The 24305-nt window shown below is 69.3% G+C and carries 21 protein-coding genes; 12 read left to right on the top strand and 9 right to left on the bottom strand.

Annotated elements, in window-relative coordinates; genetic code table 11:
• Nucleotides 1–63 precede the first annotated feature (63 nt).
• The 7 genes from ABZ899_RS29295 to trxA all read left to right on the top strand — a co-directional run bounded on the left by ABZ899_RS29295 (nucleotide 64) and on the right by trxA (nucleotide 9808).
• Nucleotides 64–2472, top strand: coding sequence for a DUF6049 family protein (locus tag ABZ899_RS29295; protein WP_361351578.1), 2409 nt, complete (start codon nucleotides 64–66; stop codon nucleotides 2470–2472).
• 45 nt (nucleotides 2473–2517) lie between these two features.
• Nucleotides 2518–4761 carry a murein biosynthesis integral membrane protein MurJ gene (gene murJ, locus ABZ899_RS29290; RefSeq protein WP_361351575.1) on the top strand — a complete coding sequence of 748 codons (2244 nt, stop codon included), beginning with the start codon at nucleotides 2518–2520 and terminating at the stop codon, nucleotides 4759–4761.
• 136 nt (nucleotides 4762–4897) lie between these two features.
• Nucleotides 4898–6622, top strand: coding sequence for a protein kinase family protein (locus tag ABZ899_RS29285; protein WP_361351572.1), 1725 nt, complete (start codon nucleotides 4898–4900; stop codon nucleotides 6620–6622).
• Nucleotides 6623–6646: 24 nt separating this feature from the next.
• Nucleotides 6647–7381: an RNA polymerase sigma factor SigM gene (gene sigM, locus ABZ899_RS29280; RefSeq protein ID WP_361351569.1), complete on the top strand. Its 735-nt coding sequence runs from the start codon at nucleotides 6647–6649 to the stop codon at nucleotides 7379–7381.
• Nucleotides 7378–8298, top strand: coding sequence for a zf-HC2 domain-containing protein (locus ABZ899_RS29275; protein ID WP_361351567.1), 921 nt, complete (start codon nucleotides 7378–7380; stop codon nucleotides 8296–8298). Before sigM ends, ABZ899_RS29275 begins: the two co-directional genes overlap by 4 nt.
• Before the next feature lie 168 nt (nucleotides 8299–8466).
• Nucleotides 8467–9435, top strand: coding sequence for a thioredoxin-disulfide reductase (gene trxB / locus ABZ899_RS29270; protein ID WP_361351564.1), 969 nt, complete (start codon nucleotides 8467–8469; stop codon nucleotides 9433–9435).
• Between the two features lie 40 nt (nucleotides 9436–9475).
• Entirely contained in the window at nucleotides 9476–9808 is a 333-nt protein-coding gene (gene trxA / locus ABZ899_RS29265) for a thioredoxin (protein WP_361351561.1), read from the top strand.
• A 117-nt stretch (nucleotides 9809–9925) separates the two neighbouring features.
• Here the strand turns inward: trxA and ABZ899_RS29260 are convergent, their stop codons facing one another.
• The 9 genes from ABZ899_RS29260 to rpmH form a co-directional block, all read right to left on the bottom strand.
• A complete protein-coding gene (locus tag ABZ899_RS29260) occupies nucleotides 9926–10543 on the bottom strand; it encodes a GNAT family N-acetyltransferase (RefSeq protein WP_361351558.1) in 618 nt (205 codons plus the stop codon).
• A 344-nt stretch (nucleotides 10544–10887) separates the two neighbouring features.
• Nucleotides 10888–11976 carry a ParB/RepB/Spo0J family partition protein gene (locus ABZ899_RS29255; RefSeq protein ID WP_361351556.1) on the bottom strand — a complete coding sequence of 363 codons (1089 nt, stop codon included), beginning with the start codon at nucleotides 11974–11976 and terminating at the stop codon, nucleotides 10888–10890.
• Nucleotides 11973–13046, bottom strand: a complete 1074-nt coding sequence (locus ABZ899_RS29250) for a ParA family protein (protein WP_361351628.1) — start codon at nucleotides 13044–13046, stop codon at nucleotides 11973–11975. The genes ABZ899_RS29255 and ABZ899_RS29250 overlap by 4 nt, the downstream gene beginning before the upstream one ends.
• A 298-nt stretch (nucleotides 13047–13344) precedes the next feature.
• A complete protein-coding gene (rsmG, locus tag ABZ899_RS29245) occupies nucleotides 13345–14061 on the bottom strand; it encodes a 16S rRNA (guanine(527)-N(7))-methyltransferase RsmG (protein WP_361351554.1) in 717 nt (238 codons plus the stop codon).
• A 119-nt stretch (nucleotides 14062–14180) separates the two neighbouring features.
• Nucleotides 14181–14693: a R3H domain-containing nucleic acid-binding protein gene (locus tag ABZ899_RS29240; RefSeq protein WP_361351551.1), complete on the bottom strand. Its 513-nt coding sequence runs from the start codon at nucleotides 14691–14693 to the stop codon at nucleotides 14181–14183.
• Between the two features lie 15 nt (nucleotides 14694–14708).
• A complete protein-coding gene (yidC, locus tag ABZ899_RS29235) occupies nucleotides 14709–16001 on the bottom strand; it encodes a membrane protein insertase YidC (RefSeq protein WP_361351548.1) in 1293 nt (430 codons plus the stop codon).
• Nucleotides 16002–16004: 3 nt separating this feature from the next.
• On the bottom strand, nucleotides 16005–16358 hold the full coding sequence (yidD, locus tag ABZ899_RS29230) for a membrane protein insertion efficiency factor YidD (RefSeq protein WP_055621059.1): 354 nt from the start codon (nucleotides 16356–16358) through the stop codon (nucleotides 16005–16007).
• Nucleotides 16355–16726 (bottom strand): ribonuclease P protein component, encoded by a 372-nt coding sequence (gene rnpA, locus ABZ899_RS29225; protein ID WP_361351545.1) that lies wholly within the window; start codon nucleotides 16724–16726, stop codon nucleotides 16355–16357. The genes yidD and rnpA overlap by 4 nt, the downstream gene beginning before the upstream one ends.
• A gap of 21 nt (nucleotides 16727–16747) precedes the next feature.
• Entirely contained in the window at nucleotides 16748–16885 is a 138-nt protein-coding gene (rpmH, locus tag ABZ899_RS29220) for a 50S ribosomal protein L34 (RefSeq protein WP_003956500.1), read from the bottom strand.
• 382 nt (nucleotides 16886–17267) lie between these two features.
• Here rpmH and dnaA point away from each other — a divergent pair, with 382 nt between their 5' ends.
• From dnaA to ABZ899_RS29195, 5 genes are all read left to right on the top strand, one after another.
• On the top strand, nucleotides 17268–19199 hold the full coding sequence (dnaA, locus tag ABZ899_RS29215; RefSeq protein WP_361351542.1) for a chromosomal replication initiator protein DnaA: 1932 nt from the start codon (nucleotides 17268–17270) through the stop codon (nucleotides 19197–19199).
• A gap of 900 nt (nucleotides 19200–20099) precedes the next feature.
• Nucleotides 20100–21230, top strand: a complete 1131-nt coding sequence (gene dnaN / locus ABZ899_RS29210; protein WP_361351625.1) for a DNA polymerase III subunit beta — start codon at nucleotides 20100–20102, stop codon at nucleotides 21228–21230.
• A gap of 178 nt (nucleotides 21231–21408) precedes the next feature.
• Nucleotides 21409–22284 (top strand): phosphogluconate dehydrogenase (NAD(+)-dependent, decarboxylating), encoded by an 876-nt coding sequence (gene gnd / locus ABZ899_RS29205; RefSeq protein ID WP_361351539.1) that lies wholly within the window; start codon nucleotides 21409–21411, stop codon nucleotides 22282–22284.
• Nucleotides 22285–22416: 132 nt separating this feature from the next.
• Nucleotides 22417–23538 carry a DNA replication/repair protein RecF gene (gene recF / locus ABZ899_RS29200; protein WP_361351536.1) on the top strand — a complete coding sequence of 374 codons (1122 nt, stop codon included), beginning with the start codon at nucleotides 22417–22419 and terminating at the stop codon, nucleotides 23536–23538.
• Nucleotides 23535–24104 carry a DciA family protein gene (locus ABZ899_RS29195; RefSeq protein ID WP_361351534.1) on the top strand — a complete coding sequence of 190 codons (570 nt, stop codon included), beginning with the start codon at nucleotides 23535–23537 and terminating at the stop codon, nucleotides 24102–24104. Before recF ends, ABZ899_RS29195 begins: the two co-directional genes overlap by 4 nt.
• Nucleotides 24105–24305: the final 201 nt, after the last annotated feature.

The raw sequence follows: 24305 nt of genomic DNA, 5'->3' as shown, positions 1-24305 counted from the left end.
ATCGTTACCATGCCTGGACGCACATTCCGACGACCACTGACGACGACTAGGACGGACGAGCGCGTGGCCGAGGCGGCAGACTTCCAGGGGACCAGTCCCTCACCTGCCCGCCGGTGGCTGCGGCGCACCGGGGCACTGCTCGCCGGCGCGCCCCTGCTGGCCGGTCTGCTCCAGCTGTCCGCCGCCCCGTTCGCGCAAGCGGCCGTGCAGGACTCCCTGAGCACCGAATCGGGCCCCGGCTCGGTCGATGTGGCTGTGGATTCCCTCACCCCCAGCGTCCCCGTGGAGGGCGACACCGTCACGGTCACCGGCACGGTGACCAACAAGGGGAAGCGGACGGTCACCGACGCTCAGGTGGATCTGGTCCTGGGCCGGCCGGTGAAAACCCGCTCGGCCATCGACACGATCTCCCGCCGCACCACGTACCGGCCCGCCCTCGACGGCGCCCCGGTGGGCGGGAAGTACGTCGAGGAGTTCGCCAAGCTGGCCCCGGGCATCTCCCAGCGCTTCAGCATCGCGGTGCCGGTCGACAAGCTGAACCTCGACGAGGCGGGCGTGTACCAGTTCTCCGTCTCCCTGTCCGGGGAGACGGCTGCGCGGCCCTGGTCGCAGGTGCTCGGCATCCAGCGCACCTTCCTGCCGTGGCAGCCCGGCGGGGCCGAGACCAAGACGCGGACGACTGTCCTGTGGCCGCTGATCTCGACCTCGCACATGACGGCCGAGACCGGCTCGGACGAGTCACAGACGCCCGTCTTCCGCGACGACGACCTCGCCAAGGAGATCGCCCCCGGCGGCCGTCTCCAGCAGATGGTCGCGCTGGGCAAGGAACTCGACGTCACCTGGGTGATCGACCCCGACCTGCTCGCCTCCGTGGACGCGATGACGGAGCGCTACAGCATCCAGGGCGAGGGCGACACGACGACGCCGGGCACTCACCAGGGCGTCGCCAAGCAGTGGCTCTCCGACCTGCAGGAGGCGGTACACGACGAGGAGGTCGTGGCGCTGCCCTTCGGCGACCCCGACCTGGCCTCCCTGGCGCACAACGGCACGAGCGTCACCGGCTCCCTGAACCACTTCAAGGAGGCGACCGACGTGGCCGGGGACACCGTCGAGTCGATCCTCCACGTGGAACCGGCCACCGACTTCGCCTGGCCGGTCGAGGGCGCCGTGGACCCGTCGATCGTCAAGGTCGCCACCTCCGCCGGCGCGGACAAGGTGATCGCCCGCAGCGACAGCCTGGCGGAGGACAGCAGCCTCCCGTACACCCCCTCCGCCGCCCGCCCGATCGGCGGCGGCACCAGCGCCGTCGTCGCCGACGCCCGTCTGTCGACGCTGTTCCAGGGCAATCTGAGCCGGGCGTCGACCTCGACGCTCGCCGTGCAGCGGTTCCTCGCGCAGAGCCTGACCCTGAACCTCCAGACGAGCAAGCAGCGCAACATCGTCGTCGCTCCGCAGCGCACGCCGACCGCGAGCCAGGCCCAGACCGTGGCCGAGGCCGTACGGGCGCTGCAGGGCGGCTCCTGGTCGCAGGCGCAGGACCTCACGGCAGCCGCCTCGGCCAAGCCCGACTCGGCCGCCACCACGCGCGTCCCGCCGGCCTCCCGGTATCCCTCCGCCCTGCGCAAGCAGGAGCTGGCCCGGGGCGCCTTCGCGCAGATCGCCACCATCCAGGACAAGCTCGACCGGTTCAAGATCATCCTCACCAACCAGTCACGGGTCGTGACCCCCTTCGGGCGGGCGATGAACCGGACGATGTCGACGTCGTGGCGCGGCCGTGCCGGCACGGCGGCGGACTTCCGCAACGGTGTGGAGGCGTATGTCGACTCCCTCGCCGGCCAGGTCACGCTGATCGACAAGTCGGAGACCAAGCTGTCCGGCCGCAGCGCCACGATCCCGGTGACGGTGACGAACAACCTGGTGCAGGGGGTCGACCACCTGGTCCTGCGGCTCACGTCGACCGCCCCGAGGCGCCTCGAGATCGACGGCGAGTCGTACACCGAGCAGCAGGTCGCGGTCTCCGGCGGGCACAGCCAGACGGTGAAGTTCACGGCGTCCGCCCAGGCCAACGGCAAGGCGACCGTGATCGCCCAGCTGTACACGGAGGACGGCCGGAAGTACGGCGACCCCGTCAAGTTCGACGTGAGGGTCACCGAGTTCACGGCCACGGTGATGCTGGTCATCGGCGGCGGCTTCCTGCTGCTCGTCCTCGCCGGATTCCGCATGTACACGCAGCGCAAGCGCGCGGCGGCGCGGGCGGCCGCGGAGGACGGGCCCAGGCAGACGAACGAGTCCGCGGACGATCCGGAGAACCCGGAAAGCCCTGCGGGACGTCCCACGGACGAGGAACTCGCCGACGAGCAGTCGGGCGCCGGAGCCCGAGGAGGCGCCTCCGAGCAGCCGAGTGACCCGATCCCGGACACCGCAGCGGAAAACGCCGACCCGTCCGGCACGGGTGAGAGAGTGGACCGTTGAGCGAAGTCGTGGCCGGTGGGCCCGGGACGATGAGGTGGGGTAGCCATGAACGCGCCGTACGACGGTGACCGCGGCCAGGCCGCGGGCAGCTCGGGGCACCCCGAGGGCCCGCCGCCCGAGGGCCAGGTACCGCCGCAGCACCCGGCGGACATGTACCTCCAGGACGCCTACGACCAGGACCCCTACCAGGGGCAGGACATCACCGCCCAGGACCCGGTCGCCGAGGCGCTGTACGACCGTGCCTCGCACCCGCCACCCCCGCCGGGCACCTACCAGCCCCAGCAGCCGCTCTACTCCCAGCCGCCGCAGTCGCCGTACGCCCCCGACCCGAACGTGTGGGCGCAGACACCGGCGCCCGAGCCGGAGGGCCCGACCCAGTACCTGCCGTACGGGGACGACCCTCGGACGACCCAGTACGTGGGCGTCGACGACCTCGTCTCGCACTCGTCGGAGGAGCGCCCGGAGCACGACGCGTTCGCGCACCTCTTCCGGGACCAGCAGCAGGGCGGCGGCCAGCAGCAGTACCAGCAGGCGACGGTCCCCGGTCCGTCCCCCGCGCCCGCTCCGGGCCCGCGGCAGGCAGCCGCACCGGTCGCGGCCGCCGAGAACGACGAGCCGGCGCCCGCCCCGGCCCCCGCGCCCGTCGCGAAGAAGGGCGGCGGCCGGGTCGGCGGTCTGCTGAAGTCCAGCGCCGTCATGGCGGCCGGCACGATGGTGTCCCGCCTCACCGGGTTCGTCCGGTCGATGCTGATCGTCTCGGCACTCGGCCTCGGTCTGCTCGGCGACTCCTTCCAGGTCGCCTACCAGCTGCCGACGATGATCTACATCCTGACCGTCGGCGGTGGCCTCAACTCCGTCTTCGTGCCGCAGCTCGTGCGCGCCATGAAGGACGACGAGGACAGGGGCGAGGCCTACGCGAACCGTCTGCTGACGGTCGTCATGGTCGCGCTCGCCGCCCTCACGGCACTGGCGATGTTCGCGGCGCCGCTCCTGGTCAGCGCTCTGTCGGCCAAGGTCGCCGGCGACCCCGCCGCCAACGAGGTGGCGGTCACCTTCACGCGCTACTTCCTGCCCTCGATCTTCTTCATGGGCGTCCACGTCGTGATGGGCCAGATCCTCAACGCCCGCGGCCGCTTCGGCGCCATGATGTGGACCCCGGTCCTGAACAACGTCGTCATCATCGTGACGCTCGGCATGTTCATCTGGGTATACGGCACCTCGGAGCGCTCCGGGATGTCGGTCACGAGCATCCCGCCGGAGGGGCAGCGGCTCCTCGGCATCGGCATCCTGCTCGGCCTGGTGGTCCAGTCCCTCGCCATGATCCCGTACCTGCGGGAGACCGGGTTCCGGCTGCGGCTGCGCTTCGACTGGCGGGGTCACGGCCTCGGCAAGGCCGCCATGCTCGCCAAATGGACGATCCTGTTCGTCCTGGCCAACCAGGCCGGCGCCCTCGTCGTCACCCAGCTGTCCACCGCGGCCGGTATCGCGTCGGACGATGAGGGCACCGGCTTCGCCGCCTACGCCAACGCCCAGCTGATCTGGGGTCTGCCGCAGGCCATCATCACCGTCTCCCTGATGGCCGCCCTGCTGCCCCGTATCTCCCGCTCGGCCGCCGAGAACGACGCCGGCGCGGTCCGCGACGACATCTCGCAGGGCCTGCGCACCACCGCCGTGGCGATCGTGCCGCTCGCCTTCGGATTCGTGGCGCTCGGCATCCCGATGTGCACCCTGATGTTCGGCTCGTCCGGCACCAGCCAGGCCACCAACATGGGCTACATGCTGATGGCCTTCGGCCTCGGCCTGATCCCCTATTCCGTGCAGTACGTCGTCCTGCGCGCCTTCTACGCATACGAGGACACCCGCACCCCCTTCTACAACACGGTCATCGTGGCGGCCGGCAACGCCGCGGCCTCCGGGCTGTGCTACCTCGTCCTGCCCGCCCGCTGGGCCGTGGTGGGCATGGCGGCCTCCTACGGCCTGGCGTACGCGATCGGCGTCGGGGTGGCCTGGCGACGGCTGCGGGTGAAGCTGGGCGGTGATCTGGACGGCGCCCGCGTGACGCGGACCTATGCGCGGCTCTGCATCGCGTCGGTCCCGGCCGCGCTGGTCAGCGGGGCGGCCTGCTACGGCGTCAGCCGGGTCCTCGGCCAGGGCGTCGCCGGCTCGTTCGCCGCCCTCCTGGCCGGTGGGGCCGTCCTGCTCGGCGTCTTCTTCGTGGCCGCCCGCCGGATGCGCATCGAGGAACTGAACTCGCTCGTGGGCATGGTCCGCGGGCGGCTGGGGCGGTGAGGTGGGGGTAGGCGCACAACCATCGTCCGTCATCGTGTGTCGTGCATAGCGGCGGACTGTGGGCACAATTGGTTCGGCGTCGGACGGCGCGCACGAGGTGTGGCGGCGCGCATTGAATGGGGAGGCAGGAACGACGGTGGCGGAACGGAGCACGGCTGCCGTCGACGTGGCAGACAACAGCGGTGACGAGCCGCTGACCGCTCAGGCGGACGAGTCGTCCACGGCCGACGGGGTGGCCACGAATCGGGAGCGGGGCACGGACATCGACGAGGCACAGGGGAGTGGCGGGCCGGAGGGCCCCGGGAAGGCCTCGGCGCCCGAGCTGCACAGCGGTCACAAGCTCGCCAGACGCTACCGCCTGGAGGAGTGCGTCACCCGTCTGGACGGTTTCAGCAGCTGGCGTGCCGTCGACGAGAAACTGCGTCGCGCCGTCGGCGTCCACATCCTGCCCGCGGACCATGCGCGGGCCCGTGCCGTGCTGGCCGCGGCCCGCTCCTCCGCGCTGCTCGGCGACCCCCGCTTCGTCCAGGTCCTCGACGCCGTCGAGGAGGACGACGTCGTCTACGTCGTCCACGAATGGCTCCCCGACGCCACCGAGCTGACGACCCTCCTCGCCGCGGGCCCGCTGGAGGTGTACGACGCCTACCAGATGGTCACGCAGGTGTCCGCCGCCATGGCCGCCGCGCACCGTGAGGGCCTGGCCCATCTGCGCCTCAACCCGAACGCCGTGCTGCGTACGTCCACCGGGCAGTGGCGCATCCGCGGCCTCGCGGTGAACGCCGCCCTGCGGGGAATCAGCTCCGACACCCCGCAGCGCGCGGACACCGAGGCCATCGGCGCCCTGCTGTACGCCTCGCTCACCCAGCGCTGGCCCTACGAGAGCGACGCCTACGGCCTGTCCGGGCTCCCGAAGGACGTCGGGCTGATCGCCCCGGACCAGGTGCGGGCCGGTGTCCACCGCGGGCTGTCCGAGCTCGCCATGCGCGCGCTCGCCAACGACGGCGCGACCGCCTCCCGCCACGAGGCCGCCTGCACCACTCCGGAGGAGCTGGTGAAGGCCATCGGCGAGATGCCCCGCATCCGCCCGCCGGAGCCCGCGTTCACCGCCCCACCGGACTACCAGCGCACGACCTACCAGCAGGGCACCTACGGCCGTCCGTCGCCCATTCCGGGTGCCACGCAGTCGATGCCCACCCCGCCGCCCCCGTTGCAGAGCCGCACCGGCAAGGCCCTGAAGTGGGCCGTCTCGGCCCTCCTGATCGCCGCCCTGGGCCTGGGCAGCTGGCAGCTCGCCGACGCCCTCATGGACCGGGGCAAGCAGTCCGACGACCCCAACCAGACACAGACGAACGACGGCGGCGAGAAGAACGGCGGCAAGAACAAGCCGTCCAAGCCGCTCAAGATCACGGGCTCCCAGGAGTACGTGGCCGGGGGCGACGCCCAGCACCCCAACGACGTCGACCTGACGTACGACAACAACGCGTCGACGGGATGGCGGACCAACAGCTACAAGGACGGTCCGAAGATAGTGATCAAGCCCGGCGTCGGCATCGTCTACGACCTCGGCTCCGCGCAGGAGGTGTCGGCCGCCACGCTGTCCCTCCGGTACGGCGGCGATCACACCACCGTCCAGTTCTTCGCCACCAACACACTCGACTCGTCCACGCCGCTGAGCTCGATGAAGGAGCTGGGCCGAGCGACGACGAGCGGCATCTCCGCCAAGGTGACCGTCGACAAGCCGGTGAAGACCCGCTACGTGCTGGTGTGGCTGACCGCGATGCCGTACTCCGGCGCCGACTCCACCAACTACAGTCAGCCTGGATACAAGCAGGCCATCACCGAAGTGAAGTTCGCCGGCTGACTGCGTCCCAGGGGAGGGGTCCGCGTGACAGATCGCACCGCTCACGGCGACGCGAGCGATCAGGACCTCCTCGCCCTGCACGTGGCGGGCGACCCCGACGCCTTCGGCGAGATCGTGCGACGCCACCGCGACCGTCTCTGGGCGGTGGCACTGCGCACGCTCGGGGACCGCGAGGAGGCCGCCGACGCCGTCCAGGACGCCCTCGTCTCCGCCTACCGGGCCGCCCACACCTTCCGTGCCCAGTCGGCCGTCACCACATGGCTGCACCGGATCACGGTGAACGCCTGCCTGGACCGCGCCCGCAAGGCCGCCTCCCGGAAGACCTCGCCGATCGACGACACCGAACGGCTCGAGCAGCTCCTGGAGCCGCACGAGTCGGCCTCGGCGCCCGCCGAGCGCAACGATCTGCACCGCCAGCTCCTCGAGGCGCTCGGCACACTGCCACCCGACCAGCAGGCGGCTCTCGTCCTGGTGGACATGCAGGGCTACCCGGTCGCGGAGGCGGCCCAGGTCCTGGACGTCCCCACCGGCACCGTGAAGAGCCGCTGCGCGCGGGGCAGAGCCCGGCTGCTGCCTCTGCTCACCCATCTACGGCCCGAGCGCCCGGGCCAGGATTCCGGCGAGAGGCGGAACCGGGCGCAGGGGACATCCGTCCCATCGGCAGCGGGTCCACGTGCCACCACGGATCAGGACACGGAGCCACGCGACAACGGTCCGAGTGATTCAGCCGCAGTGAAGGGCGGAGGTGGGCGAGCGTGACATCCACGACGGGCAAGGCCGGGCACCCGGACGTCACCGAGATCTCCGACCTCACCGAGGGCCTGCTCTCTCCGTCCCGGGCCGCCGACATAGAGCGGCACCTGGAGGACTGCGAGCTGTGTGCGGACGTCCATGACTCGCTGGAGGAGATCCGGGGACTGCTCGGCTCGGTGCCGGTCCCCTCGGGGATGCCCGATGGTGTCGCCGAACGTATCGATGCCGCCTTGGCGGCAGAGTCTTTGGCTCGTTCCGCGGCGCCGGGTGATTCCTCCGCGGCGATTGTGAGCGAGGACGGCGAGGACGGGCCCGCTTCCGCAGGCTCCCATGTTTCACGTGAAACATCGCCCGCAGCCGACCGGCCCGCGGGACGCGCACGCCCGTCGACCACGGGCCCCGGCCGCAAGGACCGAAAGAGGGCGGGGAACCGCAGGGTGGCCCTGGGGGCCGCTTTCACGGCCGTCGGACTGGGTCTCGGGTCGGTGCTGCTGGTCTTCGCGGTGAACGGCGGCGGGTCCAGCCCCACGGCCGAAGGGGATCAGACGGCTTCCGACACGTTCTCCGCAGCGAAGCTGGAGAGCAAGGTCGCCGGCCTCCTCGATGAAACGGCGCCGGCCGCACCGTCCTCGCGGGGCCCCAACCGCAGCATGGGTGTGGAAGGCGGCGTCGACACCAAGAGCCCGAAGATCCTGCGCGAGGTCAACGTCCCGGACTGCGTCCAGAAGGGCATCGACCGCGACGAGAATGCGCTCGCTGCCGAGGAAGGCGTCTACCAGGGCAAGGACGCCCTGCTCGTCGTCCTGCCGGATGCATCCGATGTCACCCGGGTCACCGCCTATCTGATGGATGCGACCTGCGTGAAGCACCCGACGGCGGGCGCGGCCGAGATCCTTCTGACGGACTCCTACGCGCGTTCCTGAACACCCGGCGATTGGTCGTCCTCCGGCGTGGCAACCCGTAGAGGGGGCATCACCGTGTGCCCTGACACAGCGGGAATGCGCGCCCCTTAGGATCCGTTGGGTGGGGTGAGAGCTCTGAAGGGAGCTCCCACCGGTTCGACGACGTATTCCAGAGACGAGGAATCAGCCGTGAGCGACGTCCGAAACGTGATCATCATCGGCTCCGGGCCTGCCGGCTACACGGCGGCGCTCTACACTGCGCGCGCGTCGCTGAAGCCGCTGGTGTTCGAGGGCGCCGTCACCGCCGGTGGTGCGCTGATGAACACCACCGAGGTGGAGAACTTCCCCGGCTTCCCGGACGGCATCATGGGCCCCGAGCTCATGGACAACATGCGCGCCCAGGCGGAGCGCTTCGGCGCCGAGCTGGTCCCGGACGACATCGTCAACGTCGACCTGACCGGTGAGATCAAGACCGTCACGGACACCGCCGGCACCGTCCACCGCGCTAAGGCCGTCATCGTCACCACCGGCTCGCAGCACCGCAAGCTCGGTCTGCCGAACGAGGACGCCCTGTCGGGCCGCGGCGTCTCCTGGTGTGCCACCTGTGACGGCTTCTTCTTCAAGGACCAGGACATCGCCGTCATCGGTGGTGGTGACACCGCCATGGAAGAGGCGACCTTCCTCTCGCGCTTCGCCAAGTCCGTGACGATCGTGCACCGCCGTGACACGCTGCGTGCCTCCAAGGCCATGCAGGACCGCGCCTTCGCCGACCCGAAGATCAAGTTTGTCTGGGACAGCGAAGTGGCCGAGGTCCAGGGTGAGCAGAAGCTCTCCGGCCTGAAGCTGCGCAACGTCAAAACCGGCGAGCTCTCGGACCTTGCGGTCACCGGTCTGTTCATCGCGATCGGCCACGACCCGCGCACGGAGCTGTTCAAGGGTCAGCTGGAGCTCGACGAGGAGGGCTACCTCAAGGTGGAAGCCCCCTCCACGCGCACCAACGTCACCGGCGTCTTCGGCGCTGGTGACGTGGTGGACCACACCTACCGCCAGGCCATCACCGCCGCCGGCACCGGCTGTTCCGCCGCTCTGGACGCTGAGCGCTTCCTCGCCGCCCTGGCGGACGAGGAGAAGGCCGAGCCCGAGAAGACCGCAGTCTGAACCCCACCCGCCCCACGCATCACTAGTTAAGGAGCCCTCAGTGGCCGGCACCCTGAAGAACGTGACCGACGACTCCTTCGAGCAGGACGTCCTCAAGAGCGACAAGCCCGTCCTGGTGGACTTCTGGGCCGCCTGGTGCGGTCCCTGCCGCCAGATCGCTCCGTCCCTCGAGGCGATCGCCGCCGAGCACGGGGACAAGATCGAGATCGTCAAGCTGAACATCGACGAAAACCCGGGTACGGCCGCCAAGTACGGCGTCATGTCCATCCCGACGCTGAACGTCTACCACAACGGCGAGGTCGCCAAGACCATCGTCGGCGCGAAGCCGAAGGCCGCGATCGTCCGCGACCTCGAGGACTTCATCGCTGAGTGATGTTTCACGTGAAACACGAATGGGCCAACCCTCTCGGGTTGGCCCATTTTCGTGTCCCGTGGCACCGCGGTACGGATCGAATAGCCTCGCGGCCCGGACGCCATCTACGAACGCCACCTAGAGGGGCCGCAACGCCGGTTCCTTCTGTACGGCCCCGAGGAGCCTGTCGAGCGCCATCTCGACGTCTTCCTTCCACGACAGGGTCGTCCTCAGCTCCAGCCGCAGACGGGGCGTCATGGGGTGCGGCCGGACCGTCTTGAAGCCCACAGCCAAGAGATGATCGGCAGGCAGCACACACGTGGGCTCTTTCCACCTCGCGTCCCCGAATGCCTCGATCGCCTTGAAGCCCCGTCGCAGCAGATCCTTCGCGACCGTCTGGACCATGACCCGGCCCAGTCCCTGCCCCTGATAGCCAGGCAGGATGAACGCGGTCATCAGCTGCACCGCGTCCGGGGACACCGGGCTCGTGGGGAACGCTGTCGAGCGCGGGACATACGCCGGAGGCGCGTACAACACGTACCCCACCGGAACTTCGTCGACGTAGACGACGCGGCCGCAGGAGCCCCAGTCCAGGAGAACGGCGGAGATCCAGGCTTCCTTCTCCAGAGCGGCGGTCCCCGCCTTTACCGCTGCCTCACCGCTGACCGGGTCGAGCTCCCAGAAGACGCACGAGCGGCAGCGCTTGGGAAGGTCTGGAAGGTTGTCCAGCGTGAGCGGTACGAGCCGACGCCCCATGAAGCCTGTTCCTCGCTTCCTTCGCCCGCGGCGTCGCGGGCGGCTGTCAAGGCGCTCCGCTCCTTGAGCAGGCTGCCGACGAAACCGCCGACCGCCCCCAGGCTCAGGGCCGCGCTCACCAATCCGGTGCGGCTCACCGTTCGCATGGACCCCGCCTCCCCTTAGAGGTCTTGCCCAGTGGATGCGCCATACCCGAACGCATCGTATCCACGATGCGATTCCCTCGATACCGCATAAAAGCAAAGTGCGGGTCGTGTCCGGTGCACACCGGACACGACCCGCACTCACGACCGAAGAACCCGATCAGCGACCTGATCATTGGCCTGATCAGAGTCGCTCTGGGCTCAGCTCTCGGCGTCGTCGCCGAGGAGGCTCTTCTGGAGTGCGAGCTTCTCCCCCGGAGCCAGCGTGCTGAGAATCCGCTCGAGGTCCTCGGGAGAGGCGAACTCGACGGTGATCTTGCCCTTCTTCTGACCCAGCTCGACCTTGACCCGTGTCTCGAAACGATCCGAGAGCCGGGTAGCGAGGTCGGACAGCGCCGGCGAGGGCACCGATCCCGCCCGCGGCCCCTTCGAGCGCGGCGCCTTCTGCGGGCGCGAGCCCATCAGCGTCACGATCTCCTCGACGGACCGGACGGAGAGCCCTTCGGCCACCACGCGGTAGGCGAGCCGCTCCTGCTCCTCCGGGTCATCGACCGAAAGCAGGGCCCGGGCGTGCCCGGCGGAGAGGACTCCGGCCGCCACCCGGTTCTGGACCTTGGGGGACAGCTTCAGCAGACGCAGGGTGTTGGAGACCTGGGGGCGGGACCGGCCGATGCGGTCCGCCAGCTGATCGTGCGTGCAGTTGAAGTCCTTCAGCAGCTGATCGTAAGCCGCTGCCTCTTCGATCGGGTTCAACTGTGCGCGGTGCAGGTTCTCCAGGAGGGCGTCCAGGAGAAGCTTCTCGTCGTCCGTGGCCCGCACGATCGCCGGGATCGCCTCGAGGCCGGCCTCGCGGCAGGCCCGCCAGCGCCGCTCTCCCATGATCAGCTCGTAGCGGGAGGGCCCGAGCTGACGTACGACGATCGGCTGGAGAAGGCCGACTTCCTGGATGGAGGTGACAAGCTCCTGCAGGGCGTCCTCATCGAAGATCTCACGCGGCTGGCGCGGGTTCGGCGTGATCTCGTCGAGAGGGATCTCAGCAAAGTGAGCACCCATGGGAGCGGAGTGTGTCTCGTCGGCGTTGTTCGCCGACGGCTCCTCTGTTTCACGTGAAACAGGCGGCAGTGTCGCTACCTTGGCCGCGGCCACTCCGCGGTCGCTCAGCACCGGAACAGCCACCGGCGACGTGCCGGCAGTGCCGCCCAGCGCCGGCGGGGGCACAGTCTTCTCGGTCGGTGCAGCAGGGATCAGCGCGCCGAGGCCACGACCCAACCCCCTCCGTCGCTCGCTCACTGGATCCCCTCCACCATGTTCGTGTTGCTCTGGGCTCCGATATGAGCCTGCGTCGGGTCGTAGTTCACACCGACGCCCCTCAGAGCGATTTCTCGTGCCGCCTCAAGATAAGACAGGGCACCGCTCGATCCTGGATCGTAGGTCAGGACCGTCTGCCCGTAGCTCGGCGCCTCGGAGATACGGACCGAGCGGGGAATGCTTGTCCGCAGCACCTCCTCGCCGAAGTGGCTACGCACCTCGTCCGCGACCTGCGATGCCAGCCGTGTCCGGCCGTCGTACATGGTGAGCAGGATCGTCGAGACATGCAGGGCGGGGTTGAGGTGCCCCCGCACCAGATCGACGTTACGCAGGAGCTGTCCCAAGCCCTCGAGCGCGTAGTACTCGCACTGGATCGGGATGAGGACCTCCTGGCCAGCCACCAGTGCGTTGACCGTCAGCAGGCCGAGTGAGGGCGGGCAGTCGATGAGGATGTAGTCCAGGGGCTGCTCATACGCCTGGATGGCCCGCTCCAGTCGGCTCTCCCGCGCCACCAGCGAGACCAGCTCGATCTCCGCACCGGCGAGATCGATCGTGGCCGGGGCACAAAAAAGCCCCTCGACGTCGGGGACCGGCTGGACGACTTCGGCCAGCGGCTTGCTCTCCACCAACACGTCGTAGATCGAGGGAACTTCGGCGTGATGGTCGATTCCCAGGGCCGTGGATGCGTTGCCCTGCGGGTCGAGGTCGATGACCAGCACACGGGCGCCATGCAGAGCCAGGGACGCGGCAAGGTTGACCGTGGTGGTCGTCTTGCCTACGCCGCCCTTCTGGTTGGCGACCACCATGACGCGGGTCTGCTCGGGCCGTGGCAGGCCCTCGCCGGCGCGGCCCAGAGCTTCCACCGCCAATTGGGCAGCACGACCGATGGGAGTGTCGTCCATCGGGGGCGGTGTTTCACGTGAAACATCCTCCCCCATCGACTCGGTACGGGGACCGGGGACCGGATCGGTCATCGGTCCCGCGATGTTGGCGTCGGACCGCAAGGATTCACTCTCCTCGACTTCAGGCTCGCAATGAACAGAGCCTCCCATGTCTTCGGGGTCGTGAACCAGTGAGGCCTGGTGTTCTGTGGAGAAATCCACCTCTGTGGACAACTCCGTGCCCCTCACGGGGGACGAAATGTTGTCAGGAACACCCTCTCCGAGAGAACCGAGAGGCTTCCGATCTCGAGGTTCGGCAGCAGCGCGGCCGCGGCTGATGATGCCGTGCAACAGTGAGCGACGTTTCACGTGAAACACGATGCACAGCGACCGAGGCCGAACTGTCGCGACACTCCGGCATGGGTAGCTTTGCCAGCTTGGGTGGAGTACGTCTGGTCGTCAGGACGGATCAGCGGCGTCGGCGGGTGCGCCCCGTCCTGGCTGCCTTGGCGCGCTTCGCCGCGAAACGCACACCGCCCGGGCTCTCCCCGACCTCGACCCGGACGACCGTGGACGGCGGATCCACCACGCCCTCACCCGCATGGAGGATGGACGTGCTCACGGCACCGAGCTTGCTCAGCGCGGTGGCCGCGCTCTTCAGCTCCTCCTCCGCGGTGTCTCCCTTGAGGGCCAGCATCTCGCCGTAGGGCCGCAGCAGAGGGATACCCCAGGTCGCCAGCCGGTCCAGCGGGGCCACGGCACGCGCGGTGACGACATGGACCGGCTGCAGCTTCCCCATGACCTCTTCGGCACGACCCCGCACGACGGTCACATGGTCCAGCCCGAGCAGCTCCACGACTTCCGTCAGAAAGGTCGTACGCCGCAGCAGCGGCTCCAGCAGGGTGATCTTCAGGTCCTCCCGGACCAGGGCCAGGGGGATACCAGGGAGGCCGGCACCCGAGCCCACATCGCACACCGTCACGTTCTCGGGTACGACCTCGGAGAGCACCGCGCAGTTCAGGAGATGCCGCTCCCACAGACGAGGCACCTCCCGTGGCCCGATCAGGCCACGCTGCACACCCGCCTCGGCGAGCAGTTCGGCGTAGCGGACCGCATCCGCAAAGCGATCGCCGAACACCTCACGTGCCTGCTCGGGCGCGGGGGGAAGCTCCGCTGCCTCCGTCACGGGGACCGTCCTTCCGTACGGCGCGGCGCACTAGGCGCCGGCACCAGAACCACGAGAACTATCGCTGACAAAGTTCGGCCCCGCCTGCGGGCAGACGGGGCCGGGAGAACGTAGGCCGATCAGGCGGGCAGAACGACGACGAACCGCTGCGGCTCCTCGCCCTCGGACTCGCTGCGCAACCCCGCCGACTTGACCGCGTCGTGCACGACCTTGCGCTCGAACGGCGTCATCGGGTCCAGCTTGACCGGCTCGCCGCTGCTCTTGACCTCGGCGGCGGCCTTGGCGCCCAGCTCGGAGAGCTCGGCACGCTTCTTGGCGCGGTAGCCCCCGATGTCCAGCATCAGCCGGCTGCGGTCCCCGGTCTCCCGGTGCACGGCGAGACGCGTGAGCTCCTGCAGCGCCTCCAGCACCTCGCCGTCACGCCCGACCAGCTTCTGCAGGTCGCGGCCGCCGGCGTCGCTGATGATCGAGACAGCGGCGCGGTCGGCCTCGACGTCCATGTCGATGTCGCCGTCGAGATCGGCGATGTCCAGCAGACCCTCGAGATAGTCCGCCGCGATCTCGCCCTCCTGCTCCAGGCGGGTCAGGGTGTCTGCACCCTCGGCGGCGGCGGAGGTGGTGCCTTCCGTCACGGGATGGGCTCCTTCTTACTTCTTGGACGGGGACTTGGGGCGCTGCGGACCGCCCTTGCGCTGCCCGGACTGGGCCTTGCTGCGACCCTGACCGGCGGACTTCGGCGCGGGTTTCTTGGCCGCGGCGGACTTGGCGTCCTCAGGCGCATCGGACTTCTGCAGGGACGTCGGCTCGTCGGACTTCTGCAGGGATGTCGGCTCGTCGGAGTGCTTCTGGGCGCCCGACTGGCGCCGCGACTTGCTCTGACGCTTCGGCTGCTGGCGCCGGGGAGCACCACCGGCCGGGGTGCCGTCCTCGGTCACGGTGGCGACGGCGCCCTCGCTCTTGATCACGGTGCCGTCGGGCTGCGCCGCCAGGTTCGCCTTGGAGAGACCGTTGATGAACTTGCGCTCGTGCTCGTTGCGGTCACGGCCCTTGGCGACGATCGCCTTGACGATGGCCTTCTCACCGCGCCCGCGCACCTTGCCGTGCTGCGTGACGCGCTTGGTCAGGCGGTCCAGGTAGGCGGCCTGGGCCTTGGAGCCCGGGGTCGGGTTGTTGTGGATGACGTACATCTGCTGGCCCATGGTCCACACGTTGGTGGTCAGCCAGTAGACGAGGACACCGACCGGGAAGTTGATGCCGAAGACGGCGAACATGACCGGGAAGATGTACATGAGCATCTTCTGCTGCTGCATGAACGGCGTCTTCACCGTGGTGTCGACGTTCTTGGTCATCAGCTGGCGCTGCGTGTAGAACTGCGACGCCGACATGAGGACGATCATGACCGCGGTGACGACCCGGACGTCCATCAGCGTGGCGCCGAGCTGGGAGACCTTGTCTGCGCTGTCCGTGAACTTCGCGGCGAGCGGAGCACCGAAGATGTGCGCCTTACGGGCGCTGGCGAGCAGATCGTCGTTGATGACGCCGATCGTCTTGCCCGTCGCGATGGCGTTGAGCACGTGGTACAGGGCGAAGAAGAACGGCGACTGCGCCAGGATGGGAAGGCACGAGGAGAGCGGGTTGGTGCCCGTCTCCTTGTACAGCTTCATCATCTCTTCGGACTGACGCTGCTTGTCGTTCTTGTAGCGCTCCTGGATCTTCTTCATCTCGGGCTGGAGCGTCTGCATGGCCCGGGTGGCCTTGATCTGCTTCACGAAGAGCGGGATCAGGCAGATACGGATCAGGATCACCAGGGACACGATGGACAGGCCCCAGGCCCACCCGGTGTCCTCGCCGAAGATGGCGCCGTACACCGAGTGGAACTGGACGATGACCCATGAGACGGGTGTCGTGATGAAGCTGAAGAGGCTGGCAATCGTGTCCACTAATCATGCTCCTTGGGCATGGGGCGAGGTCTCTGCGGCCGGGCTCGAAGGAACATTCTCTTCAATGGCCGTTTCGGCGGCGGAGGGCCCGCCCTTGCGTGCGCGCCATGCGTTGCGCAGCAGCTCGTGCCACCGCGGACGCTTGCGCGGCGGGACATGGTCCACACCGCCCAGTGACCACGGGTTGCATCGCAGGATGCGCCAGGCGGTGAGCGCCGTGCCCTTGATCGCACCGTGCCGGTCGATGGCCGTGTAGCCGTAGTGGGAACACGACGGGTAGTACTTGCACACCGGTCCCAGCAGCGGACTGATCGTCCACTGGTACAGCTTGATCAGAGCCAGCAGTGGGTACTTCATCGCGCGCCCCCTCCCAGGAGCCGCTGCAGAGCGGCGTCCAGGTCTCGGGCCAGCTGTGCATGCTCGGCGTCACCCGAACCGGGTAGCGCTCGTACGACTACCAGGCTACCGGGGGGCAGCTGGTCGACTCGATCGCGCATGAGATGGCGAAGCCTGCGCTTCACCTTGTTCCGCACGACTGCACCACCCACGGCTTTGCTCACGACGAAACCCGCACGCGCCGGGGGAGCGCTCTCCCCAGGCGCATGCGGGTCCGTGGCACCGCTACGAAGATGGACGACGAGGTGCGGGCGTCCTGCCCGGCGCCCTCGTCGTACCGCGGTCGCGAAGTCCTCGCGCCGCCTCAGCCGGTTCTCGGTGGGCAGCACGACGGCATGACCTGACCGGGATCAGGCGGACAGACGGGCGCGACCCTTGCTACGGCGGGACGCGAGGATCGCGCGGCCGGCACGGGTGCGCATACGCAGCCGGAAGCCGTGGGTCTTCGCGCGACGACGGTTGTTCGGCTGGAAGGTGCGCTTGCTCACTCGGGGGCTCCAGTAATAAATCGGTGGTGGCGGGTGCCGTCCTGGCTGTCACCGTGCGCCCACGAGTAGCTCGCAGTTACGCCCGAGTGCACCGCTATCCGATCACCTGACGTGACCTGTGCCCATCGGAGGCAGGCGGCAGCAGCCATCGACAACTCGACCTGGTTACGGTACGCGCGGCTACGCCATCCGGTCAAACCAGCCGCGACTGGGGGACACTATCCACAGGCTGGGGACAACGACTTGAACCGTACCCGTCGCGCTGACTACCGTGACGGAACTCCGATTCGTTCCCTTGTCCCCCTGATTCTGACTCCACCCGATTGAATCCCGACCCGTCCCACAATCACACGTTCGTGGGACCCGTGAGAGAGCGTGCCCTGTGGCTGACGTACCTGCCGATCTTGCCGCAGTGTGGCCACGAGTACTCGAGCAGCTCCTCGGTGAGGGCCGGGTGCAGGGTGTGGAGGCGAAGGACGAGCACTGGATCCGGCGCTGCCAGCCCCTCGCCCTGGTCGCCGACACCGCACTGCTCGCCGTGCCGAACGAATTCGCGAAGGGCGTACTGGAGGGCCGGCTGGCCCCGGTCGTCAGCGAGACCCTGACCCGTGAGTGCGGCCGCCCGATCCGCATCGCGATCACCGTCGACGACTCGGCGGGCGAGCCCCCGGCCCCGCCCTCGTCGCCCCAGCCCCGCTACGAGGAGCCGGAGCTCCCGTCGTACGAGGGCTACGGCCGGCACCGCGCCGACGACCACACGTCCGACCCGCTGCCGACCGCGCGCCCGGCCTACCCCGGCGAGTACCAGCGCTCGGAGCCCGCGCCGGGCGGCTGGCCGCGCCCGTCCCAGAACGAGTACGGCTGGCAGCAGCAGCGCCTCGGCTTCCCCGAGCGGGACCCGTACGCCTCGCCGCAGGAGTCGTACGGCCAGGACTCCTACGGCCAGGACTCCTACGGCTCCCCGTCCCAGGACTACCGCCCGCAGCCGGTGGACCGGTCGTCGTACGACGGGAACCGCCCCGACCGCGACCAGCGCCGCTCCGACTACGAGCAGCAGCGGCCGGACTACGACCAGCCGCGGCCCGAGTACGAGCAGCAGCGCCCGGACTACGACCAGCCGCGTTCGGACTACGACCGCGGTCCGCGCCGCGAGCTGCCCGATCCGCCGCCGGGCTCCGGTCATGTGCACCGCGGCGGGCCGGTCGGTTCGAACCTTCCGGCCTCCGGCGCCCCCGGTCCGCTCGCCGCGCAGCCCGCGCCGGCGTCCGGCCCGGGTGAGCCCACCGCGCGGCTGAACCCGAAGTACCTCTTCGACACCTTCGTCATCGGCGCGTCCAACCGCTTCGCGCACGCGGCCGCGGTGGCCGTCGCCGAGGCGCCCGCGAAGGCGTACAACCCCCTCTTCATCTACGGGGAGTCGGGGCTCGGCAAGACGCACCTGCTGCACGCGATCGGGCACTACGCGCGCAGTCTCTACCCCGGCACGCGCGTGCGGTACGTGAGCTCGGAGGAGTTCACCAACGAGTTCATCAACTCGATCCGCGACGGCAAGGGCGACAGCTTCCGCAAGCGCTACCGCGAGATGGACATCCTGCTCGTCGACGACATCCAGTTCCTCGCGGACAAGGAGTCGACGCAGGAGGAGTTCTTCCACACCTTCAACACGCTCCACAACGCGAACAAGCAGATCGTGCTCTCCAGCGACCGGCCGCCCAAGCAGCTGGTCACCCTGGAGGACCGGCTGCGCAACCGCTTCGAGTGGGGTCTGATCACCGACGTCCAGCCGCCCGAGCTGGAGACGCGCATCGCGATCCTGCGCAAGAAGGCGGTCCAGGAGCAGCTCAACGCCCCGCCGGAGGTACTGGAGTTCATCGCCTCCCGCATCTCGCGCAACATCCGTGAGCTGGAGGGCGCGCTGATCCGGGTGACGGCGTTCGCGTCGCTCAACCGGCAGCCGGTCGACCTGGGCCTGACGGAGATCGTCCTCAAGGACCTGATTCCCGGCGGCGAGGACTCGGCTCCGGAGATCACCTCCACGGCGATCATGGGTGCCACCGCCGACTACTTCGGCCTCACCGTCGAGGACCTGTGCGGCACCTCGCGCGGGCGGGCGCTCGTCACGGCCCGCCAGATCGCCATGTACCTGTGCCGCGAGCTGACGGACCTGTCGCTGCCGAAGATCGGCGCGCTGTTCGGCGGCCGCGACCACACCACGGTGATGCACGCCGATCGCAAGATCCGGAATCTGATGGCCGAGCGGCGCTCGATCTACAACCAGGTCACCGAGCTCACCAACCGCATCAAGAACGGCTGACGGCCCGCCGCCGGCACGCAAGGCGACAGCCGCACAGCGTCGAGGGCGCCTCCGGAGCGATCCGGAGGCGTCCTTCGTCATGTCCGGCGCTCTCTCCCGCACGGTGTCCTTCGACGACGGCTGTTCGATTAACTGCCGGGTTACGGTCTTCCTCCACAGATTCGGCGACTTTCTCGCGTCCACACCCTGGGGACCGGAAAGTTGTCCAGACTGCGTCCACAGGCCGACCTGTTGAAGGACCATCAGACCAGGTCAACGGGTTGTGGATTCGTGGACGAACGATCTCCACAGACTGTGGACGACGAAGAGATCCACAGCCTGTGCACGAACTTGTCCACGGGCAACCCACAGCCTGGAGCCGGTTGTCCCCAGTGATCCCCAGCTTCTCCACACCGCTGTCCACTGTTCGGCAACGCGACGCGGCTCCTCACCGGGGCGAGTGAAAGGCGTCACACGAAGGTGCCGGGTTGCCCTGTGGGAAAGGCGGGTAAAGCTGGGGACGGCGCTGGGGAGAAGTCGCCCTGTCCTGTGCACGGGGTGTGCAGAACTTTCCGTTCTCCACAGAAGCGGCCGGTTGTCCACGGCCTCCACCCACAGCCCCGGTGGACAAAATCTCGGCCCTGAGCTGGGCAAACGAGGTTATCCACGGTATCCACAGGCCCTACTACTACTCCCAACTAGAGAGAGCTGGGAATTCGTTTCGAAGAGGGCCCTGTGCACAACTCGCTGTCCGGTCCCCGGCTGCCCCACGTCACGACTTGACCCCGAGAGGCACCTACTGTCAGTGGGGTGCGTCAGACTGTTCCCGGTGTCCTTCCCCTCACTGGGGCCGACGACACCGAGACAGACGACGAAGCCAGGCAGGCCGAGAAGCGCCGGCAACAGCAGGAGGCGGCAACAGTGAAGATCCGGGTGGAACGCGACGTACTCGCGGAGGCCGTGGCCTGGGCGGCGCGCAGCCTCCCGGCCCGTCCGCCGGCGCCTGTCCTCGCCGGCCTCCTCCTGAAGGCCGAGGACGGTCAGCTGAGCCTGTCCAGCTTCGACTACGAGGTCTCCGCCCGGGTGGGCGTGGAGGCCGAGGTCGAGGAGGAGGGCACCGTCCTGGTGTCCGGCCGTCTCCTCGCCGACATCTGCCGCGCCCTCCCCAACCGGCCGGTGGAGATCTCCACAGACGGTGTACGGGCGACCGTGGTCTGCGGCTCCTCGCGCTTCACCCTCCACACCCTGCCGGTGGAGGAGTACCCGGCGCTGCCGCAGATGCCCACCGCCACCGGCACCGTCCCCGGTGAGGTCTTCGCCTCCGCCGCGGCCCAGGTCGCCATCGCGGCCGGTCGCGACGACACGCTGCCCGTCCTCACCGGTGTGCGCATCGAGATCGAGGGCGACACCGTCACCCTGGCCTCCACCGACCGCTACCGCTTCGCGGTCCGCGAGTTCCTGTGGAAGCCGGAGAACCCGGAGGCCTCCGCGGTCGCCCTGGTGCCGGCCAAGACCCTCCTGGACACCGCCAAGGCGCTCACCAGCGGTGACAGCGTCACCCTGGCGCTCTCCGGCTCGGGCGCGGGCGAGGGCCTGATCGGTTTCGAGGGCGCCGGGCGCCGGACGACGACCCGTCTGCTGGAGGGCGACCTCCCGAAGTACCGCACGCTGTTCCCGACGGAGTTCAACTCGGTCGCCGTGATCGAGACGGCGCCGTTCGTCGAGGCCGTCAAGCGCGTGGCCCTGGTCGCCGAGCGGAACACCCCGGTGCGGCTCAGCTTCGAGCAGGGCGTGCTCATCCTGGAGGCCGGCTCCAGCGACGACGCACAGGCTGTGGAAAGGGTCGACGCCCAGCTGGAGGGCGACGACATCTCGATCGCCTTCAACCCGACCTTCCTGCTGGACGGCCTGAGCGCGATCGACTCCCCGGTGGCGCAGCTGTCGTTCACCACGTCCACCAAGCCCGCGCTGCTCAGCGGCAAGCCGGCCCTGGACACGGAGGCGGACGAGGCCTACAAGTACCTGATCATGCCGGTGCGCCTGAGCGGCTGACGGTCACCGCAGTTGTCCACAGGCCGGGGACGAAGGACGCCCGGCCTGTGGGGAAATCCCAGGTGAGTGTGTACGTATGAGCGCGTATGCCCACAGCTGTGCGCGGACGTCCGGGTTTAGGCTCGTACGCGGGTACGAAGGTGCCTCACACGCCACAGCAACCGAAGGAACACAACTGATGGAGCTCGGTCTCGTCGGCCTCGGCAAGATGGGCGGCAACATGCGCGAGCGGATCCGTCGCGCGGGCCACACCGTCGTCGGATACGACCGCAACGCTGACCTCGCGGACGTCCACAGCCTGGAAGAGCTTGTGGGCAAGCTCTCCGGTCCGCGCGTGGTCTGGGTGATGGTCCCGGCGGGTGCGCCGACCCAGTCGACCATCGACGAGCTGGCCGCGCTGCTGGAGCCCGGTGACGTCGTGGTGGACGGCGGCAACTCCCGCTGGACGGACGACGAGAAGCACGCCGAGCAGCTGGCGGCCAAGGGCATAGGTTTCGTCGACTGCGGTGTCTCCGGCGGCGTCTGGGGCCTGGAGAACGGCTACGCGCTGATGTACGGCGGCTCCGAGGAGGACGTCGCCAAGGTGCAGCCGATCTTCGACGCCCTCAAGCCCGAGGGCGACTTCGGCTCGGTGCACGCCGGCAAGGCCGGCGCGGGCCACTTCGCGAAGATGGTCCACAACGGCATCGAGTACGCCATGATGCAGGCCTATGCCGAGGGCTGGGAGCTGCTGGAGAAGGTCGACTCCGTGACCGACGTCCGGGAGGTCTTCCGCTCCTGGCAGGAGGGCACGGTCATCCGCTCCTGGCTGCTGGACCTCGCGGTGAACGCCCTCGACGAGGACGAGCACCTGGAGGGACTCCGGGGTTACGCACAGGACTCCGGTGAGGGACGCTGGACTGTGGAAGCCGCGATCGACCACGCCGTTCCGCTGCCCGCGATCACGGCCTCGCTGTTCGCGCGCTTCGCCTCGCGGCAGGACGACTCGCCGCAGATGAAGATGATCGCGGCCCTGCGGAACCAGTTCGGCGGGCACGCGGTGGAGAAGAAGTAACCCGCACTCCGCCTGCGGCCGCGGCCGCAGGCGGTCCACCGTCCGGGGAAGCCGATCTGGCACCCTGGACAACCCGGTTGTCCACAGCTGGGGACGGTTGAACCACACGTTGGGGGAGGTCGGCGAACGACCATGCACGTCACGCATCTTTCGCTGGCCGACTTCCGCTCGTACGCCCGGGTCGAGGTCCCGCTCGACCCGGGCGTCACCGCGTTCGTCGGCCCCAACGGGCAGGGCAAGACGAACCTCGTCGAGGCCGTCGGCTACCTCGCCACCCTCGGCAGCCACCGCGTCGCCTCCGACGCGCCGCTGGTGCGCATGGGCGCCGAGCGCGCGATCGTCCGCGCCCAGGTACGGCAGGGCGAGCGCACCCAGCTGGTCGAGCTGGAGCTGAACCCGGGCAAGGCCAACCGCGCCCGCATCAATAGATCGTCGCAGGTCACACCACGTGACGTGCTCGGCATCGTCCGGACCGTGCTGTTCGCCCCGGAGGACCTGGCGCTGATCAAGGGCGACCCCGGCGAGCGCCGGCGGTTCCTCGACGAGCTGATCACCGCCCGCTCCCCGCGCATGGCGGGCGTGCGCTCCGACTACGAGCGCGTGCTCAAGCAGCGCAACACCCTGCTGAAGTCCGCCGCGCTGGCCCGCCGGCACGGGGGCCGGTCCATGGACCTGTCCACCCTCGACGTCTGGGACCAGCACCTCGCCCGCGCGGGCGCGGAGCTGCTCGCCCAGCGCCTCGACCTGATCGCCGCGCTCCAGCCGCTGGCCGACAAGGCGTACGAGCAGCTGGCCCCCGGCGGCGGTCCCGTCGCCCTGGACTACAAGCCGTCCGCGCCCGGCGAGGCACACACGCGTGAGGACCTGTTCGAGCAGCTGATGGCGGCGCTCGCCGAGGCGCGCAAGCAGGAGATCGAACGCGGTGTCACCCTCGTCGGCCCGCACCGCGACGACCTGCTGCTCAAGCTGGGCCAGCTGCCCGCCAAGGGGTACGCCTCGCACGGCGAGTCCTGGTCGTACGCGCTGGCTCTGCGTCTGGCCTCCTACGACCTGCTGCGCGCCGAGGGCAACGAGCCGGTGCTGGTCCTCGACGACGTCTTCGCCGAGCTGGACAGCCGGCGTCGCGAGCGCCTGGCCGAGCTGGTCGCGCCCGGCGAGCAGGTCCTGGTGACCGCCGCGGTCGACGACGACGTACCGCAGGTCCTGACCGGGGCGCGGTACGCCGTGTCCGAGGGGGCGGTGGAGCGCGTATGAGCGACCAGCCGTCCGAGAACCCTCCGGCCTCCCCTGGAACACCCGGGGAGGCCGCCAGGACGCCCGAGCCCTCCGGGGTCGACCTCGCGCGCGTGGCGCTGCGGGCGGCCAAGGAGCAGGCACGCGCGCGTGGGGACGCGGCACACCAGAAGAAGCAGGCCCGGCGCGGCGGCGGCCTGCGCTCCGGCGCGCGGGCCGACGGACGCGACCCCCTGGCGCTCGGCGCGGCCATCAACCGCCTGATCACCGAACGCGGTTGGGAGACCCCGGCGGCCGTGGGCGGCGTGATGGGCCGCTGGCCGGAGATCGTCGGCGAGGACGTGGCCAAGCACTGCGAACCGGAGCGGTACGACGAGGACGAGCGGGTCCTGGTCGTGCGCTGCGACTCCACGGCCTGGGCGACGAACCTGCGGCTGCTCGCGCCGACGCTGGTCGCCAGGCTCAACGAGGACCTGGGTCACGGGTCCGTCCGGCAGATCAAGGTGCAGGGCCCCGGCGGTCCCGCCCGCCGCTACGGCCCGCTGCGCGCGCCCGGCAGCACGGGCCCGGGCGACACTTACGGCTGAGCCCGTTCGGCACCGGTCCTGGGCGCTGTCTCCCCAGCCCCGCCCCGGCCGAAAAGCGCCCGAAACAGCCGGCGCAGGCGTCTCCGAGGCCCCACCAGGCGCAGGTGACAGAGATCACATCGGGGGCTCTCTCCGGCCCCGGATCGACATCCGCGAGGCGTTCGTCATACAACCGCACGCGGTTGCGAATCGTGAGGGGAC

It is taken from the genome of Streptomyces sp. NPDC046859, assembly GCF_040645135.1.
Taxonomy (GTDB): domain Bacteria; phylum Actinomycetota; class Actinomycetes; order Streptomycetales; family Streptomycetaceae; genus Streptomyces.
The sequence above is the reverse complement of the archived record's forward strand: the minus strand, read 5'-3'. Positions and strand labels throughout refer to the sequence as shown.